At 35.6% G+C, this 16928-nt stretch carries 15 protein-coding genes; 10 read left to right on the top strand and 5 right to left on the bottom strand.

Annotated elements, in window-relative coordinates; genetic code table 11:
- The first annotated feature begins 22 nt into the window (after positions 1–22).
- Both apaG and pruA read left to right on the top strand, forming a co-directional pair.
- Positions 23–409, top strand: coding sequence for a Co2+/Mg2+ efflux protein ApaG (gene apaG, locus BUA03_RS06925; protein WP_066080102.1), 387 nt, complete (start codon positions 23–25; stop codon positions 407–409).
- Positions 410–703: 294 nt separating this feature from the next.
- Positions 704–2332 (top strand): L-glutamate gamma-semialdehyde dehydrogenase, encoded by a 1629-nt coding sequence (gene pruA / locus BUA03_RS06920; protein WP_066080104.1) that lies wholly within the window; start codon positions 704–706, stop codon positions 2330–2332.
- A gap of 221 nt (positions 2333–2553) precedes the next feature.
- On the opposite strand, the gene rsmG is transcribed toward pruA, so the two are convergent.
- Positions 2554–3183: a 16S rRNA (guanine(527)-N(7))-methyltransferase RsmG gene (gene rsmG, locus BUA03_RS06915; protein ID WP_066080107.1), complete on the bottom strand. Its 630-nt coding sequence runs from the start codon at positions 3181–3183 to the stop codon at positions 2554–2556.
- Positions 3184–3289: 106 nt separating this feature from the next.
- On the opposite strand from rsmG, the gene BUA03_RS06910 reads away from it, so the two are divergent.
- The 5 genes from BUA03_RS06910 to BUA03_RS06890 all read left to right on the top strand — a co-directional run bounded on the left by BUA03_RS06910 (position 3290) and on the right by BUA03_RS06890 (position 9347).
- Positions 3290–4387 (top strand): fatty acid desaturase family protein, encoded by a 1098-nt coding sequence (locus tag BUA03_RS06910; RefSeq protein WP_066080109.1) that lies wholly within the window; start codon positions 3290–3292, stop codon positions 4385–4387.
- A gap of 93 nt (positions 4388–4480) precedes the next feature.
- The gene (locus tag BUA03_RS06905) at positions 4481–5683 is read left to right on the top strand and encodes a pyridoxal phosphate-dependent aminotransferase (RefSeq protein ID WP_066080114.1); all 1203 of its coding nucleotides are present in this window, start codon (positions 4481–4483) and stop codon (positions 5681–5683) included.
- Between the two features lie 1124 nt (positions 5684–6807).
- The gene (locus BUA03_RS06900) at positions 6808–7266 is read left to right on the top strand and encodes a ferritin-like domain-containing protein (RefSeq protein ID WP_066080117.1); all 459 of its coding nucleotides are present in this window, start codon (positions 6808–6810) and stop codon (positions 7264–7266) included.
- A gap of 295 nt (positions 7267–7561) precedes the next feature.
- Positions 7562–8722: a formate-dependent phosphoribosylglycinamide formyltransferase gene (purT, locus tag BUA03_RS06895; RefSeq protein ID WP_066080120.1), complete on the top strand. Its 1161-nt coding sequence runs from the start codon at positions 7562–7564 to the stop codon at positions 8720–8722.
- A 307-nt stretch (positions 8723–9029) separates the two neighbouring features.
- The gene (locus BUA03_RS06890) at positions 9030–9347 is read left to right on the top strand and encodes a DUF6370 family protein (protein WP_066080123.1); all 318 of its coding nucleotides are present in this window, start codon (positions 9030–9032) and stop codon (positions 9345–9347) included.
- 38 nt (positions 9348–9385) lie between these two features.
- On the opposite strand, the gene BUA03_RS06885 is transcribed toward BUA03_RS06890, so the two are convergent.
- Positions 9386–11029, bottom strand: coding sequence for a hypothetical protein (locus BUA03_RS06885; RefSeq protein ID WP_082854325.1), 1644 nt, complete (start codon positions 11027–11029; stop codon positions 9386–9388).
- A gap of 181 nt (positions 11030–11210) precedes the next feature.
- Here BUA03_RS06885 and fabD point away from each other — a divergent pair, with 181 nt between their 5' ends.
- The gene (gene fabD, locus BUA03_RS06880) at positions 11211–12086 is read left to right on the top strand and encodes an ACP S-malonyltransferase (RefSeq protein WP_066080126.1); all 876 of its coding nucleotides are present in this window, start codon (positions 11211–11213) and stop codon (positions 12084–12086) included.
- Positions 12087–12476: 390 nt separating this feature from the next.
- On the opposite strand, the gene BUA03_RS06875 is transcribed toward fabD, so the two are convergent.
- The 3 genes from BUA03_RS06875 to BUA03_RS06865 all read right to left on the bottom strand — a co-directional run bounded on the left by BUA03_RS06875 (position 12477) and on the right by BUA03_RS06865 (position 15019).
- The gene (locus BUA03_RS06875) at positions 12477–12674 is read right to left on the bottom strand and encodes a hypothetical protein (RefSeq protein WP_066080129.1); all 198 of its coding nucleotides are present in this window, start codon (positions 12672–12674) and stop codon (positions 12477–12479) included.
- A gap of 117 nt (positions 12675–12791) precedes the next feature.
- On the bottom strand, positions 12792–13805 hold the full coding sequence (gene galE, locus BUA03_RS06870) for a UDP-glucose 4-epimerase GalE (protein ID WP_066080132.1): 1014 nt from the start codon (positions 13803–13805) through the stop codon (positions 12792–12794).
- 83 nt (positions 13806–13888) lie between these two features.
- On the bottom strand, positions 13889–15019 hold the full coding sequence (locus BUA03_RS06865; protein ID WP_066080135.1) for a DegT/DnrJ/EryC1/StrS family aminotransferase: 1131 nt from the start codon (positions 15017–15019) through the stop codon (positions 13889–13891).
- 229 nt (positions 15020–15248) lie between these two features.
- On the opposite strand from BUA03_RS06865, the gene BUA03_RS06860 reads away from it, so the two are divergent.
- The gene (locus BUA03_RS06860) at positions 15249–16490 is read left to right on the top strand and encodes a 3-deoxy-D-manno-octulosonic acid transferase (protein ID WP_066080138.1); all 1242 of its coding nucleotides are present in this window, start codon (positions 15249–15251) and stop codon (positions 16488–16490) included.
- On the top strand, positions 16477–16923 hold the full coding sequence (locus BUA03_RS06855; RefSeq protein WP_066080141.1) for a GNAT family N-acetyltransferase: 447 nt from the start codon (positions 16477–16479) through the stop codon (positions 16921–16923). The genes BUA03_RS06860 and BUA03_RS06855 overlap by 14 nt, the downstream gene beginning before the upstream one ends.
- The last annotated feature ends 5 nt before the right edge of the window (positions 16924–16928 follow it).

Genomic DNA, 16928 nt, shown 5'->3' with positions numbered 1-16928 from the left:
AACACACCTTGATCAACATAATATGGTTTCTCAAATAACAAGAGGCATAAAAATATCGGTATTAACTAGTTTTGAAGGCACGTACTTCAAGAACTATAAGATCCACTTTGCCTTTAGTTACGTGATTACAATTGAAAATCACAGTAAGGATTCTGTTCAATTAATTTCACGTCATTGGGAAATTTTTGATTCTTTAAATGAAATAGAAATCGTCGATGGCGAAGGAGTAATTGGAAAAAAACCAGTTATTAAACCAGGAGAATTGCATACCTACAGTTCAGGTTGTTTGCTATCGTCCCCTTATGGCGCTATGAAAGGCAATTTCAACATGATTAATTTTACCACAACCAGAAACTTCAAAGTAATTGTACCCACGTTCAGGTTGTGTGCACCATTCGCCTTAAACTAGCTTTTTGTTAGTTTCTTTTTGAGCCTATCCTGCTATCCATTGCAAGTTTTTGCCCTCTCCTTTATTTTTTTCTAAGTAAAATAAGGAGCTTCTAAAGTCGCTCTTATTTCACAAGAAAAAAGAGAAGGAGACTACAAAAAGCTTTCCACTACCATCAGGGCTATCACACGACTATTCCTTTTTATCACCTTTAGTTTAGCTCGAAAATATCATTTCTTTAAAGAAACCTTCGTACTTTTGTGTTTTAGTTACAAAGACACAACACCCATTTTCTAATTTTATAATTTTAAAAATATGTTAAAAGGATTTTTTCACGTACCAAAAGCGGTAAACGAGCCTGTAAAAAGCTACGCACCTAACTCTCCAGAAAGAGCAGCAGTTGATGCAGCCTACGCAGCAATGTGGAATTCTAAAATTGACGTTCCTCTTTATATCGGAAGCGAAGAAATTAGAACTGGAGACACTAAAACAATGTCAGCACCACACGATCACAAACATATCGTAGGAACCTACCACCAAGCTCAAAAATCACATATTGAAACTGCCATTGCTACAGCATTGCACGCGAGAACTGCATGGGCCAATATGGCATGGGAACAGCGTGCAGGTATTTTCTTGAAAGCAGCGGAGCTACTCGCAGGTCCCTACAGAGCCAAAATTAATGCTGCAACAATGATTGCGCAGTCTAAAACAGTATATCAAGCCGAAATCGATGCTTCTTGTGAATTAATTGATTTTTTACGTTTCAACGTACAATTCATGACACAAATTTACAACGAGCAACCTAAGTCTAACTCAGACATGTGGAATCGCGTTGAATATAGACCCCTAGAAGGATTTGTTTACGCCATTACTCCTTTTAACTTTACTGCAATTGCTGGAAATTTACCTACTAGCGCCGCCTTGATGGGTAATGTAGTCGTTTGGAAACCAGCTGCAACGCAAGTATATTCTGCTAATTTATTGATGCAAATTTTTAAAGAAGCAGGATTACCGGACGGTGTTATCAACATGGTTATGGGTGATTCAGGAATGATAACCGAAACATTATTAGCCAGCCCAGATTTTGCAGGAGTTCACTTCACAGGATCCACAGGAGTTTTTAATGATATTTGGGCAAAAATTGGAACCAACATCAGCAAATACAAAACCTACCCAAGAATTGTAGGAGAAACTGGTGGAAAAGATTTTATTATCGCACATCCATCAGCAAATCCAAAACAAGTTACAACAGGAATTGCTCGCGGTGCCTTTGAGTACCAAGGTCAAAAATGTAGTGCTGCTTCTCGTGTTTATGTTCCACAAAGTTTGTGGCCAGCGGTAAAAGAACAATTAGAAGCCGATTTAAAATCGATGAAAATGGGTTCTCCAGAAGACATGAGTAACTTCATTACGGCAGTAATCTCTGAAGGTTCTTTTGACAAATTAGCAAAATTTATTGATCAGGCAAAGAAAGATACTGATGCCGAAGTGATTATTGGTGGAAACTATGACAAATCCAAAGGGTACTTTATTGAACCAACGGTTATTTTAACAACAAACCCTAAATATACGACTATGGAAACCGAATTGTTCGGACCTGTAGTTACTATTTACGTGTATGAAGATACAAAATGGGCAGAAACTTTAAAGTTAGTTGATACAACTTCTGAGTATGCTTTAACTGGTGCTGTTTTCAGTCAAGATCGTTACGCAATTGAAGAGGCTACCATTGCGTTACAAAACGCAGCTGGTAACTTTTATATCAATGACAAACCAACTGGGGCGGTTGTAGGAATGCAACCCTTTGGTGGAGCAAGAGGATCAGGAACAAATGACAAAGCAGGATCGATGCAAAATTTATTGCGTTGGACATCAGCAAGGACGATAAAAGAGACTTTTGTTACTCCAATAGATTACAGATACCCATTTTTGGGAGAGTAAAGATTTATGATTGCAGATTAACGATTTGTGATTTATGATTTAAACCCCACAAGATTCAAATTATTTTGAAATCTTGTGGGGTTTTATTTTATTCAACATCGTCATTCCTAACACTATATTCCAAAACTCGGAGGAAATTTTATTGGGACACTTCCACCGTAGCTAAATAATAGAAATTAAAAAGCAACTTTAAAACTAAGTGGTTGTTAACCTTAAAATTTCTAAACCACAAACTTCAACGGTACATGTACCACTTTTTTAGTCTCAAAGAATTCATCTTCAAAGTAATCTGCTAGGTTATATTCTGTAGCTTTTGGGAAATCCTTCAATTCTTCGGTTAGATCGCCGCCTTTAAGATATAATATTCCGTTTTTTAATTCATGCTTGTTGTTCTTCTTAATTTTGGTTTTCACCCACGAAACAAAATCTGGCATGTTGGTTACAGCGCGACTCACGATAAAATCAAAATCGCCTTTCACATTTTCAGCGCGCAATTGTTCTGCTTTAACATTTTTCAATTCCAATCCCTCAGCAACAGCCTGAACCACTTTTATTTTTTTGGCTATAATATCAATCAAATGAAAGCGCGTTTCCGGAAAAAGTATCGCTAATGGAATTCCCGGAAATCCACCTCCAGTTCCCACGTCCAAAACATACGTTCCGGGCTCAAATTTTATGATTTTGGCTATTCCTAAGGAATGTAAAATATGTTTGGTGTACAAAGCATCAATATCTTTTCGACTAATAACATTGATTTTTTCATTCCAATCATGGTATAAAAAATCTAATTTTTCGAACTGTTCTTTCTGAATTGCAGTCAAATTAGGAAAATACTTTAGAATCTCGTCCATCTATTACTTTTTTTAACAAAAGTAATACTTTACAGTTAAAATATTTATCTCAATTTTGTATATCCAAAAATTTATAATAATTACCTTTGAACTTTATTGAAATTATATGAATAATAACGCACCTATATTCGCTAAGCAAGATAGCTTGAAGTTTTTTAGAACACTTAACTCACGGGTTAACAATTACTTCAAAGAAAACAACATACAAAAAACAGGGAATTGGAAACTATATTTAAAAACGATAATTCTCTTTTCCGTTTTTCTTGCCCCTTACTTTTTAATTCTGACACTTGGTATGCCTTTTTGGGCCCACCTTCTATTGACAGTTGTTATGGGAATTGGAATGGCTGGAGTAGGAATGAATGTGATGCACGACGGAAATCATGGTTCGTATTCTACTAAATCATGGGTTAACAAATTCATGGGAGGAACGATTTATGTTTTGGCCGGAAATGTTCACAACTGGCAAGTACAACATAACGTTTTACACCATACGTATACCAATATTCCCGGACACGATGAAGATTTAGATGCTGGACGGGTAATTCGTTTTACAAAAGATGCAAAATGGTTTAATTTTCATCGCTTTCAGCAATATTATTCTGTTTTTCTTTATGGATTACTAACATTCAACTGGGCGATAACGACAGATTTTAGACAGATGCGTAATTATATAAAAAGAAAATTATCTTATGGAGAATTAAAAAATCCAAAAGTACTTTGGACAACATTAATTATTACGAAAATAATCTACGTTTCCATTTGGATCGTTTTACCAATCGTTATTGGAATCACTTGGTGGAAGGTATTAATAGGTTTCTTCGTGATGCATTACACAGCAGGATTAATTCTGAGTGTTGTGTTTCAATTAGCACACGTTGTAGAAGAAACTACGAACCCATCTCCAAATGAATTAGGAGAAATGGATAATACTTGGGCAATACACCAATTGTTTACCACTACTAATTTTGCTCCAAAAAACAAAATCGTAAACTGGTATACAGGCGGATTGAATCACCAAATTGAACACCATATTTTTCCAAATATCAGCCACGTACATTATGGCAAGATTGCAACTATTGTAAAAGAAACGGCTGAGGAATGCAACCTACCTTATTACGAGTACAAAACAATGCGAAGTGCCATTATTGCTCATTTCAAGCATTTGAAAGATTTGGGTCAAAATCCAGCTCTTAGCGCATAATGGTTTAGAAATGCACTACAAGTATTTCTTTATAATTATCCATTTCTACAATAGAACAAATAAAAATAAAAAACTAACTACAACCTACTACGAATGAATCCATTATCCGATAGAATAAACAATTTATCTACGTCACAAACATTAGCTATGGCAGCTTTAGCCAGAGAATTAAAATCACAAGGAAAAGACATTATTAGCCTAAGTTTAGGAGAACCGGATTTTAATACCCCTGATTTCATTAAAGAAGCAGCCAAACGTGCTATTGACGAAAATTACAGCACCTATTCTCCAGTGGAAGGCTATTTAGAATTAAAAGAAGCCATTTGTAGAAAATTTAAAAGAGACAACAATTTAGAGTACAAGCCGTCTCAAATTGTAGTTTCAACAGGAGCAAAACAATCCCTTTATAATATTGCTCAAGTCATGCTAAACGATGGTGATGAAGTAATTTTACCAGCACCATATTGGGTTTCTTATTTCGAAATCGTGAAATTATCAGGTGGCATGCCGGTTGTAGTTCCTACATCTGTAGACACTGATTTCAAAATTACACCAGAGCAATTAGAAGCAGCGATCACACCAAAAACTAAAATGATGTGGTTCAGTTCACCTTGTAATCCAAGTGGATCGGTCTACAATAGAGAAGAATTAACAGCATTGGCCAAAGTATTAGAAAAACACCCACACGTCTACGTTGTTGCCGATGAAATTTACGAACACATCAATTTCTCGGGAACTTTTTGTAGCATCGCTTCTATTCCAGGCATGTTAGACAGAACGATTACCGTAAATGGAGTTGCAAAAGCATTTGCCATGACAGGATGGAGAATTGGCTACATTGGCGCACCAGAATTCATTGCAAAAGCGTGTACCAAAATTCAAGGTCAAGTAACCAGCGGTGCTAACAGTATTGCGCAACGCGCTACCATTACCGCTGTAGATGCTGATCCAAGCGTTTTAAAATATATGGTTGATGCGTTCCATAGCCGCAGAGATTTAGTGGTTGGATTATTAAAAGACATTCCTGGAATAAAAATTAACGTTCCCGAAGGCGCTTTTTATGTATTCCCAGATGTATCCTCTTTCTTCGGAAAAACATTGAAAGGAACCTTCATTAAGGATGCCAATGATTTCTCAATGTACCTTTTGGGCGAAGCCAATGTAGCCACCGTAACAGGTGATGCGTTTGGAAACCCAGACTGTATCCGTTTTTCTTACGCCACAAGCGAAGAATTACTTACCGAAGCTTTACGCCGAATCAAAGAAGCGGTAACCCTTATTGAAGTTACTGCTTAAAATAAAAACAGCTGTTTCAACTATAAAAAATAGTTTAGAGTTTAGAGTTTAAGGACTTTAAATTTTAAACTATTTTTGTTTTTGTTCTCTTCCTGAGCAGATTCTAAAGCGGGGCGTAACCATGCTTTCACTACCGTTACAGCATTGGTCGGGCTATTCGTTGCAATCTTTTTCATCATTCCGCTTTCGCTTCATGATAAAAAAGGATTTCCACTGCTATCCCTTACGCTGATTGTGGCGTAATACATCTTCTTATTTGGTTCAGACCTATTAAACTTTAATTTTTATCTTCACTCTTTCTCACATTTGAATATTTGCTTAAGAACTAAAAGATCCATCAGACAAAATAGTAAAATTATTAGTAAATAGATTTTTAGGAAAACCTTTAACAGCATCTAGAATGGGAACTTTCAAAGAATATACTAAGAACGCTTTTTAAAATTCAATAAATGAATCAATACATTTTAGGTTAAAAAATGCGTTACATAGTAATGAAACAATCCTAACCAAAAGTAACGAAGCTTTTTCACCAATTAACGAGACTACAGAAATACCGAAATTTATTACCACTGAAGAAGAAATGGAAGCTTCTCAAATTATTAAAGCAATTCTGCGAGAAATACTACCTGCTTCTCGCATTGCGTTTAGAGATACACAATCTTATTTTGGAGTTTTAGTAAATGACAACAACAGAAAACCAATTTGTCGACTTCATTTTAATTCATCTAATAAATGAATTGAAAATTTTTAGCAATGGAACAGACAGTGGAGAGAGAAAACCCTTAAATACATGAGAATAGATTTACACCTTTAAAACGAAGTTGTTAAATACTTTAAAGAATGATGAATGACAAACCTCATTCGTTGCAACTCCCTTTATAAAAATTTAATTAAATAAAAAACTGCTTGTAATTGCTAAATAGTTTCTGATTTTCAGATTGCGCATTATCAATTGCATAGGGCTTTATCTAAAATATTCATTCGAACCCATCTTTCTAATTGTAACCTTGCATTTTCTAACCATTTTAAATACAGAATATTACAAAAAATAGATTTAATTCTGTAACATTTTAGAGGTTAAAAATTTGAACTTTGTGAAACTTACAAATAAAAAAACATTTATCATGGAACACACAGATGAAAACACAAAAGAAGTAGTTAGTACATTGGAAGGGTTGATTTCAATTCTAGAAGACGGAAAATTAGGGTATACAAATGCAGCTGAACATGTAGAAAGTTCATCTATTAAAACTGATTTTTTAGAATTTGCAAGAGAGCGTGCGCTTTTTATTGTAGCGCTGCAAGATGAAATTAATAAGTTAGGAAAATCTACAGATACTTCAGGTGGAGGCGCATTAGGGGCCTTGCACCGCACTTGGATTGACATAAAATCATCTTTTACTAGTGGTGATACTGAGGCTATTATAAATGCTTGCATCACAGGAGAAGAAGCAGCAATTGAAAAATACAAAATGGCTTTAGAAAAAAGTGAACTTCAAGCGAGTCAAATTGCAATTGTATCAAATCAATTAAGTAGTATAGAAAGTACTTTGCTAGAAATTAAAGCAAAAAAAATGCTTTAAGCTTGTGAAGAAATTATGTTCAGAAACCACTTAGTGTCAACATTAAGTGGTTTTTATCTTTTATGCCAATCACAAACTCTAAACTTCGAACAGTTTTAAATTTAACGATAAGCAAGGATTATTATGCTTTTATCTTTTCGTTCCTAGAAAACCATTACTTAAACAAACAAAAGATTAATTTTTAGACGTTTGGGTATCGTAAAATATGATCTATTCTATTAAAAATGCTGCTAAAATCTAATGTCACAAAAAAGCAATTCCTTATTTTTACAGAAAATTTAAGATAGACAAAATAATGAAAATACTACTCCTAGGCTCAGGCGAATTAGGAAAAGAATTCACCATCGCAGCACAACGCATCGGGCAAATCGTAATTGCGGTTGACAGCTACGAAAATGCTCCAGCGATGCAAGTCGCTCACGGTTTTGAAGTCATCAATATGCTGGATGGCGATGCATTGGACAAAATTGTCGCTAAACACAATCCTGACTTTATCGTACCAGAAATAGAAGCCATTCGGACCGAACGTTTTTATGAGTATGAAAAACAAGGCATCACCGTAGTCCCTTCTGCGAAAGCGGCAAACTTCACCATGAACAGGAAAGCGATTCGGGATTTAGCTGCCAAAGAATTAGGTCTAAAAACAGCTAACTACCGTTACGCGACCACCGCCGAGGAATTACGAAAAGGAGTTGAAGCTGTTGGAATGCCCTGCGTTGTCAAACCGTTAATGTCTTCCTCTGGAAAGGGACAATCTACCATAAAAACTGAAACTGATATTGAGAAAGCATGGAACTACGCTGTAGAAGGTTCCCGTGGTGACGTGGTAGAAGTGATTGTAGAAGCCTTTGTCAAATTCAACTCAGAGATTACTTTATTGACTGTGGTTCAAAACAACAATCCTACTTTGTTTTGCGCTCCCATTGGCCACCGACAAGAACGTGGCGATTATCAAGAAAGCTGGCAACCTGCCAGAATTTCAGATGCCAATTTATACGAAGCACAAGACATGGCCGAAAAAGTAACGGAGGCTTTAGGAGGCGCAGGTCTTTTTGGAGTTGAATTTTTCTTGGCTGATGACGGGGTTTATTTCTCTGAATTATCTCCTCGTCCACACGACACTGGAATGGTGACATTAGCAGGAACACAAAACTTCAACGAATTCGAATTGCATTTGCGCGCCATTTTGAGTTTACCGATTTTCGAAATCACATTAGAAAAAGCGGGAGCAAGTGCGGTAGTTTTGGCATCTGACAATAGCAGTAATCCAACTTATTCAGGAATTGAAGAAATTGCTTCTTTGCCTAAAACTGATTTTAGAATCTTTGGCAAACCGACCTCAAGACCATATCGAAGAATGGGCGTGGCTTTAGTCCATGACACACTAGAAACGCCTATCGAAGAAATAGTCGAAAAAGCAAAAAAAGCAGCTGGTTTGGTATCCGTAAAAGCATAGCGATTTATGCCGATGCGCACTACTTCGCTATTAAAATTAGCCAGGGCAAACGCATCATGTTATTTTTACCACATAGAATCATAGAAAAGTAGTCTATAAAAGAGTTATATAGAAATAATTTCTCCACACAGCTATGTTTTTTTAGTTTGAATGAAATGCCTTTTTGTTAAATCATTCGAATCTATGTCGCTATGTGGTAAAATCTGTTGCGTTATTTTATGATGCGTTTGTCCTGTAAAATTGGCACTTAAAAATTATTCTACATAAAAAAACAAGTATATTAGCTGATACAAAAAAATGATCATTTATGAAAAAGTTACTATACCTAGCTATTTTGTTCACTGCTACACTTGCCAGTGCTCAGGATAAAAAAGAAGAACCAAAACCTCAAATTGTAGAAGCTTCCTGCGGACAGTGCCAGTTTGGAATGGAAGGGCACGGTTGCGAATTAGCCGTTCGCATTGACGGAAAATCTTATTTTGTTGACGGAAGTTCTGTAGACTCTCACGGAGATGCCCATGCGGAGGATGGATTTTGCACTGCCATTCGGAAAGCAGAAGTAGTTGGTCAAGTAGTCAATAACCGATTCATAGTGACCTCTTTCAAACTAGTACCAAAAAAATAAAAAAAAGGGCCTACAGCAATTGCTCCAGCCCTTTTTTATTATTTCATTTTTGTACTCGTTTTCAAATTAATATTTTCAAAACTCGAGACATCAATTACTTCTTCCAAATCAACATCAAAGGAAATCGTTACACTATCGCCTACTATTGTCACGGGCAGTTGATTGGATATTTGTGAAGAACCTACAAATATATTAGGATAATCTTTGACTTTAAAATAATAAAAGCTGTTTCCGTTTTTTACATCATTTTGGATTCGGGTTACAATTGAGTTCAATGATTTTTTATTGGAAACACTATTCGGATTTATTTTGTTATCCGACATATTATAAACGTTTTTAAACGAAGTCAGCGTTTCTCGCATGGTATTACCAACGCCCACAATGGTATAATCTGAAATGGCAACCATCGCAAACATTTTAACCAATCCACCATCATCTTTGAGCGTCATAACATAGGTAGGAATGTTATTGATATTATACGGAATCGGCAAAGAAGCCTTGTATCCTTTTTCCTGAACTTTTCCTTGTGCGGAACTTTGGGCAGCAAATTCAGTTGCTCCGCCTTGTTTGTAAAAGGTAGTTTCTTTAGTTCTGGTATCTACCAGTACAAAACCCACAGCAGATTCATCTTTCCCTACCGAAGTTAATCCGGTGTACCAATACGATTTATCGTCCTTTCCGTACACTAATGTCAATCCTTCTGTAATTTGAAGTTTGTCCGCATTAGAAAAATTCCAATAACCATGTACATATTCACCCCAATCATTCAATTGATCCTCTATAAACTCTAAGGGCTGGATACGATCAACCCATTTTGGAGTTGCAGCAATAGCGTATTCATTCATAGCGCCAGATTGCGCATCAACGACAATAATTCCTATGGCTTCTTTTCCTGCAAAACCTATTTTTTTTGCATATTTGGTAACAATCCAAAACGGTTTTCCTGCATCATCAATTTCAAAACTAAAGTCAGCCAAACCAATAGTAGCATTGCCGTTAAAATAAACGTGCCTGTGAATATCACTCTGAAAATAAGCTCCTGGTTGGTATTTAATTTTTATTGCTGCCGCACCCACCTGCTGAACTAATTTTACATCGCGTTCATTGGTTGCAGAAACCATAACATAGCCAGCTGTTCCTTCTTGGTTGTTAAACCATTTAAAAAAACCCGAATGGAGTAATGGCGCTACCCAATACAAGTTGTTATTTACTTTTTGGATGCAAAAATCACCTAATTCCACTTGACTTCCTAAAGCAGGTTGAGAACCTAAAACTTTTTCTCCCAAAAGATGTGCTAATTCCTCATCAACCACACGAATTTTGTCAATAGAAATTGGAGCAATATGATTGGTTATTTTTTGGCCGTTTTTAACCTCGCCTATAAGTTCTTGATAGGACTCACTTCTAAACATTTTTAGGCTGGTTACAATAGGAAGCACAATGCAATACACTAAAAGTATTCCTGCCAGAATAGACAAAAACTTATTTGGCTTGGAAATAATCTTAACTTGATTAGTTTGCTGCGAAACGGAAAGCCCTATTGAAAACAAAATTCCAAGAATCACTAATAGTAAAAAGATAACGGCAAATCCCGTGAAACCATACTGAAGTACTGGCAGGTTGATGTAAAAAAGTAAAAATCCAAAAAGGAATAAGAACGCAATGGAGAAAATCTTTTTCATAATAGTCAATCTTTATAGTTTCTAATTAGTCTTTAATACTATTAATTGTTACACTTAAGAAAGCATCATTTTTAAAGAATAGAGCAACCTGATTTGCAATACCGCAAAAAATAGTATTTTTACATCCCGATTGAAACTAACTTTTCAATCTTCACATTTTTTCAATCTTTAAAACAAACACATGAAAGCATACGTATTTCCAGGTCAAGGCGCGCAATTTACAGGAATGGGTAAAGATTTATATGAAAATTCTCCTCTTGCAAAAGAATTATTTGAAAAAGCAAACGAAATAGTAGGGTTTCGCATTACAGACATCATGTTTAGCGGAACAGCTGAAGAATTGAAAGAAACCAAAGTGACGCAGCCCGCTGTTTTCCTGCATTCTGTAATTTTAGCAAAAACCTTAGGGGAAGATTTCAGACCAGAAATGGTTGCAGGACATTCATTAGGTGAGTTCTCTGCTTTAGTAGCCAATGGTGCTTTGTCTTTTGAAGATGGACTGCGATTGGTTTCCCAACGCGCTTTGGCCATGCAAAAAGCGTGCGAAATCAAACCATCTACAATGGCAGCCGTTTTAGGATTGGCTGACACTATTGTGGAGGAAGTTTGTGCTTCAATTGACGGAATTGTAGTAGCTGCAAATTATAACTGCCCAGGACAATTAGTAATTTCAGGAGAAACATCAGCAGTAGAAAAAGCGTGCGAGGCGATGAAAGCCGCAGGAGCAAAACGGGCACTATTATTACCCGTTGGCGGTGCTTTTCACTCTCCAATGATGGAACCAGCTCGTGAAGAACTGGCTGCAGCTATTGAAGCGACCACTTTCGCTACTCCTATTTGTCCGGTTTACCAAAATGTAACGGCTAGTGCCGTTTCAGATCCAGCCGAAATCAAGAAGAACTTAATTATTCAATTGACTGCTCCAGTAAAATGGACACAATCGGTGCAACAAATGATAAAAGACGGCGCTACTTTATTTACTGAAGTAGGTCCAGGAAAAGTATTAGCCGGATTGATTGGTAAAATTGATAAGGAAGCGGCGACTGCGAATGCTTAATTAGTATTCAGTGATCAATTTATAGTGATCAGTGTGTTTATAAATATACAATCCTCATGAGCGAAAGTTCTTGAGGATTTTTTCATTACAAATCGTTCGCTTCAACGCAATGATTATTTAAAATTCCTGTGATTAAGTAATTGCCCTTTTGCTTTTCGAAAAAAATGTACCAAGTGGTACGTTTATTAGCTTTATAAAATATGTAATTCGAACCTAAATAAATAAAGAGTTTTGGTGTTTTTTTATGCGGAAAAACAGAGATTTCAAAAAGAATAAAAGCTGCGTTTTTATCAACATGTAAAAGAGCATTTTAAGCATAATTAAAATAATTTTCTTTAAAGAGAATAAAAACTAGTTCATCTGTATACTCTAGTACTTCTTTTTTAAAAATTACTTTTTCCAAGGATAGGCTTTTATTCGTTTGAAGATTTCCTGTTTAAACTGCTCAGGCGTATAACCCTTTTCAAATTCAGCATCAAAATCAAAGCTGTTTCGCCTTTCATTCTCTGATTTAGTTTGAGAAATAGTATAAGAAACGATTGGTTCCTCAGCCTTTTCTATAGGTACTTTTCTTTTATTAGTATTCATAACGAAATGATTTTCAGCATCTAATATACAAATAAATAGCAAAAAAATCCCAAATTATCATCTGAGATAAATTGGGATTATAATTTATAGTGAACATAAAAAACTGAAAATTGATTGTTAACTTCTTATTTTCTGTTCCCATTTCCAAGCGCTAGCCATCGCTTGTTCAAGTGTAGATTGCGCTTTCCATCCCAGAACTGCATTGGCTTTATCCGTATTGGCGTAAGCCGAAGTAATGTCACCTTCTCTGCGCCCTACAATTTTATAAGGCAGTTTTTTACCGCTAACTTTTTCGAAAGCTTTAATAACCTCTAATACCGAACTTCCAGTTCCAGTTCCCAAATTAAACGTTTCTACTTTCTCCGTATTTTTTTTATTCAACAAGCGTTGTAAAGCAATCACATGGGCTTTCGCCAAATCGACTACGTGAATATAATCGCGTACTGCTGTTCCATCTGGAGTTGGGTAATCATCGCCATAAACAGCTAATTCTTTTCGCAATCCAAAACCGGTTTGCGTAATAAACGGCACTAAATTCTGGGGCACTCCAATAGGCAATTCTCCTATTTCAGCGGATGGATGTGAACCAATAGGATTAAAATAACGCAATAAAATAGCATTAATATTAGTTACTTTGGCAGTATCAGTAATGATTTCTTCTCCTATTTGTTTTGTGTTTCCATAAGGAGACATCGCAGTTTGAATGGAAGCATTTTCTGTAATTGGCATGGTTTCAGCTTGGCCGTAAACGGTACAAGAGGAACTAAAGATAAAATTTGCTTCCGTTTTTTGCTGTAATTCTTGTAAAACATAAACTAGTGCATTGATATTATTTTCATAGTACAACAATGGATTTTCAACACTTTCTCCCACTGCTTTTGAAGCTGCAAAATGAATTACACCTGATATATCATGGTGTCTTTTAAAAAAATCTTGTACCTTCTTTTTCTCCCGCAAATCTAATTTTTCGAAGGCCGGAACTTTTCCAGTAATAGCCTGAATTCCGTCCAAAACACTCAAGGAAGTATTTGATAAATTATCCACAACAATCACTTCATATCCTTCGTTTTGTAATTCTACTACCGTATGAGATCCTATGAAACCCAAACCACCTGTGACTACTATTTTCATAATTTATTTATTTTTTAAAACCCTAATAGTGTATTTTGGTCGTTATATCCGATATAAAAGACGTGATGAATCGCATCTTTTTATTATTTTAAAAATTCTAAAACACTGTCCGTGATGAATTTAATTTGCTCGTCTTCTAATTCCGTGTGCATTGGTAACGAAAGAACTTCTTTTACCAGTTGATTGGTTACCGGAAAATCTTCTTCTTTATAACGAGAATCAGCGTATGCTTTTTGCGAATGCAACGGAATAGGGTAATAAATAGCACAAGGGATTCCTTTGTCTAATAAGTGTTGCATTAAGCCATCCCTGTCGGCATCTATAATTCGCAACGTATATTGATGAAAAACGTGACAATCACAAATATCGCAAATACTCGGTGCAATGATATTTTTATGACCTTCAAAAGCCGCTGAATATTTTCTGGCAGCATCTTGTCTCGCTCGTCCGTATTGATCTAATAAAGGCAACTTCGCATTCAAAACGGCGGCCTGAATACTATCTAAACGGGAATTCACACCTACAACATCATGGTGGTATCGCTCGTACATTCCGTGATTTACAATTCCGCGAAGTTTATGAGCCAAGTCATCATCATTAGTAAAAATAGCACCGCCATCTCCATAACACCCTAGATTTTTTGATGGAAAAAAGGACGTAGCGCCTACATGTCCTATGGTACCTGCTTTCTTTTTCGTTACGTCAGAAAATTTACAATTGGCCCCGATTGCTTGCGCATTATCTTCGATGACATATAAATTATATTCTTTGGCGATCGCCATAATAGCTTCCATATTGGCAGCACGACCAAATAAATGAACGGGCACAATTGCTTTTGTTTTTGGTGTTATCGCTTTTTTAATCCCTTCAATGGAAATATTCATATTGTACAGATCCACATCGACTAAAATTGGGGTCAATTGTAACAAAGCGATAACTTCAACGGTTGCTGCAAAAGTAAAATCAGCCGTAATAACCTCATCGCCTGGCTTTAAATCCAATCCCATCATCGCAATTTGTAAGGCATCGGTTCCATTAGCGCATGGAATTACATGTTTTACATCTAAATACGCTTCTAAGGATTTTTGAAATTCATGAACCTGAGGTCCGTTAATATACGTATTAGTGTCTAAAACTTCCTGAATAGAAATGTTAACGACGTCTTTTATTTTTTCATATTGACTTTTTAAGTCAACCATTTGGATTTTTTTCATTTTGATTTTTGTTTAATGTTCGAAAGCTTCCTGTTTCTAAACACTGTAAATTCTTTCTTAAAAAGAAGAACAAAAATAGTTATTTATGAGTTGAAACCAATACTACCCACATTAAAAAAAGATAATTTCTATTCAAATAAAAAATGATCTCCTGACAACCAAAATTTAAATATTTCTTTGCGAAGAAACTAAAATAAAGAAAGCGTATTTTAGCCAAAATATTTCAAATATGCTTTTTCTCTATACTCTATTGGTACATTTTGCTGGTTTTTTAATAAAAATCAGTGCTCTTTTCAGCGCAAAAATGAAACTTTTTGTGGATGGACGGAAAGTAGTTTTTCCTTTTTTGGAACAAAAAATAAAACCTACTGACAAAACAGTTTGGTTTCATGCCGCTTCACTTGGTGAATATGAACAGGGCTTGCCTGTAATTGAAAAGATAAAAGAGCAATTTCCCTCACATAAAATAGTGGTTACTTTTTTCTCCCCTTCAGGCTATGAAGTTCGTAAAAATAATAGTGTGGCAGATGTTACCGTTTATTTGCCATTGGACACCCAGAAAAATGCACAACAATTTTTAAAACTCGTGCATCCCGATTTAGTGTTTTTTATCAAATATGAATACTGGCCAAATTATCTAGCTGAACTAAAAAAACGACAAACTAAAACCTATTTAATTTCAGGAATTCTTAGAAAGAACCAACTATTTTTCAAATGGTATGGTGGTTTTTATAGAGAAGCGCTGGACACATTTACTTATTTCTTTGTTCAAAATGAAACGTCAAAAAAACTACTACAACACATTGGCAAAACCAATGTTGCTGTTTCTGGGGATACCCGTTTTGATCGTGTTGCCACTATATTGGAAAAAGACAATTCATTGGACTTTATTTCCCAATTCAAAAATAACACACTTACTATTGTCGTGGGAAGTTCTTGGCCAAAAGATGAAAATCTATTGATTGAATTTATAAATTCAAATACTTTAAAAATCAAATTTATCATTGCGCCACATAATATTAAAGTAGAGCAAATTGAACAATTAAAAAATAGCATCACTAAAAAAACCATTTTATTCTCTGAAAAAGAAGGAAAAAATTTGGCTGACTTTGATGTTTTCATTATTGATACCATAGGGATTTTGACCAAAATTTATAGTTATGCAGACATCGCTTACGTAGGTGGCGGATTTGGGAATCCGGGAGTTCACAATGTATTGGAACCGGCAACTTTTGGTGTTCCAATTGTTATTGGTCCTAACTATTCGCATTTTGCAGAAGCAACCGCTCTAGTCAATATCGAAGCATGTATGGTTATAAAAAACGGGGACGAACTGAAAGAAACCTTCGCAAACCTCATTAGAAATGATGACATCAGACATGAAAAAGGACATGTTTGCGGCACCTTTGTCCAAATGAATCAGGGCGCCACTGCCATTATTTTAAAACATATTTTAAATGATCCAATTTAAACCCGCAGCGCTATGTGATATTGAATCAATTGTACTATTGATGCAGGATTTCTATGCTATTGATAATTATCCAATTGACATTGAAGTATCCAAATCTTTATTTCGTGACTTTATTTCCAATGAAAACTTAGGGCGGTCATGGCTGATTATATCCGATAACGAAGTCGTGGGTTACGTTATTTTAACTTTTATATTCAGTTTTGAGTACCAAGGCAAAATTGCTTTTTTAGATGAATTATACCTGACTAAAAATGCACGAGGGAAAGGAATTGGGAAGCTCACGATAGCATTTATTTTGGAGGAAAGCAGTAAATTAGCACTGCAATTAATCTATCTAGAGATAGAAAATCACAATCAAAACGCGCAAAAATTGTATCTTGCCAGCGGTTTTGAATTACACAATCGAAAATTAATGGCATACAAAACCAGATAAAAATG

Origin of the sequence: Flavobacterium fryxellicola, assembly GCF_900143245.1 — a bacterium.
Lineage (GTDB): Bacteria > Bacteroidota > Bacteroidia > Flavobacteriales > Flavobacteriaceae > Flavobacterium > Flavobacterium fryxellicola.
Note: the sequence above shows the minus strand (reverse complement) of the source record. Positions and strands in the feature narration are given on the sequence as shown.

Excerpts from the sequence above, each read along its gene's own strand:
- apaG (WP_066080102.1), top strand. The coding sequence starts at position 23 with ATGGTTTCTCAAATAACAAGAGGCATAAAAATATCGGTATTAACTAGT.
- pruA (WP_066080104.1), top strand. The coding sequence starts at position 704 with ATGTTAAAAGGATTTTTTCACGTACCAAAAGCGGTAAACGAGCCTGTA.
- rsmG (WP_066080107.1), bottom strand. The coding sequence starts at position 3,183 with ATGGACGAGATTCTAAAGTATTTTCCTAATTTGACTGCAATTCAGAAA.
- BUA03_RS06910 (WP_066080109.1), top strand. The coding sequence starts at position 3,290 with ATGAATAATAACGCACCTATATTCGCTAAGCAAGATAGCTTGAAGTTT.
- BUA03_RS06905 (WP_066080114.1), top strand. The coding sequence starts at position 4,481 with ATGAATCCATTATCCGATAGAATAAACAATTTATCTACGTCACAAACA.
- BUA03_RS06900 (WP_066080117.1), top strand. The coding sequence starts at position 6,808 with ATGGAACACACAGATGAAAACACAAAAGAAGTAGTTAGTACATTGGAA.
- purT (WP_066080120.1), top strand. The coding sequence starts at position 7,562 with ATGAAAATACTACTCCTAGGCTCAGGCGAATTAGGAAAAGAATTCACC.
- BUA03_RS06890 (WP_066080123.1), top strand. The coding sequence starts at position 9,030 with ATGAAAAAGTTACTATACCTAGCTATTTTGTTCACTGCTACACTTGCC.
- BUA03_RS06885 (WP_082854325.1), bottom strand. The coding sequence starts at position 11,029 with ATGAAAAAGATTTTCTCCATTGCGTTCTTATTCCTTTTTGGATTTTTA.
- fabD (WP_066080126.1), top strand. The coding sequence starts at position 11,211 with ATGAAAGCATACGTATTTCCAGGTCAAGGCGCGCAATTTACAGGAATG.
- BUA03_RS06875 (WP_066080129.1), bottom strand. The coding sequence starts at position 12,674 with ATGAATACTAATAAAAGAAAAGTACCTATAGAAAAGGCTGAGGAACCA.
- galE (WP_066080132.1), bottom strand. The coding sequence starts at position 13,805 with ATGAAAATAGTAGTCACAGGTGGTTTGGGTTTCATAGGATCTCATACG.
- BUA03_RS06865 (WP_066080135.1), bottom strand. The coding sequence starts at position 15,019 with ATGAAAAAAATCCAAATGGTTGACTTAAAAAGTCAATATGAAAAAATA.
- BUA03_RS06860 (WP_066080138.1), top strand. The coding sequence starts at position 15,249 with ATGCTTTTTCTCTATACTCTATTGGTACATTTTGCTGGTTTTTTAATA.
- BUA03_RS06855 (WP_066080141.1), top strand. The coding sequence starts at position 16,477 with ATGATCCAATTTAAACCCGCAGCGCTATGTGATATTGAATCAATTGTA.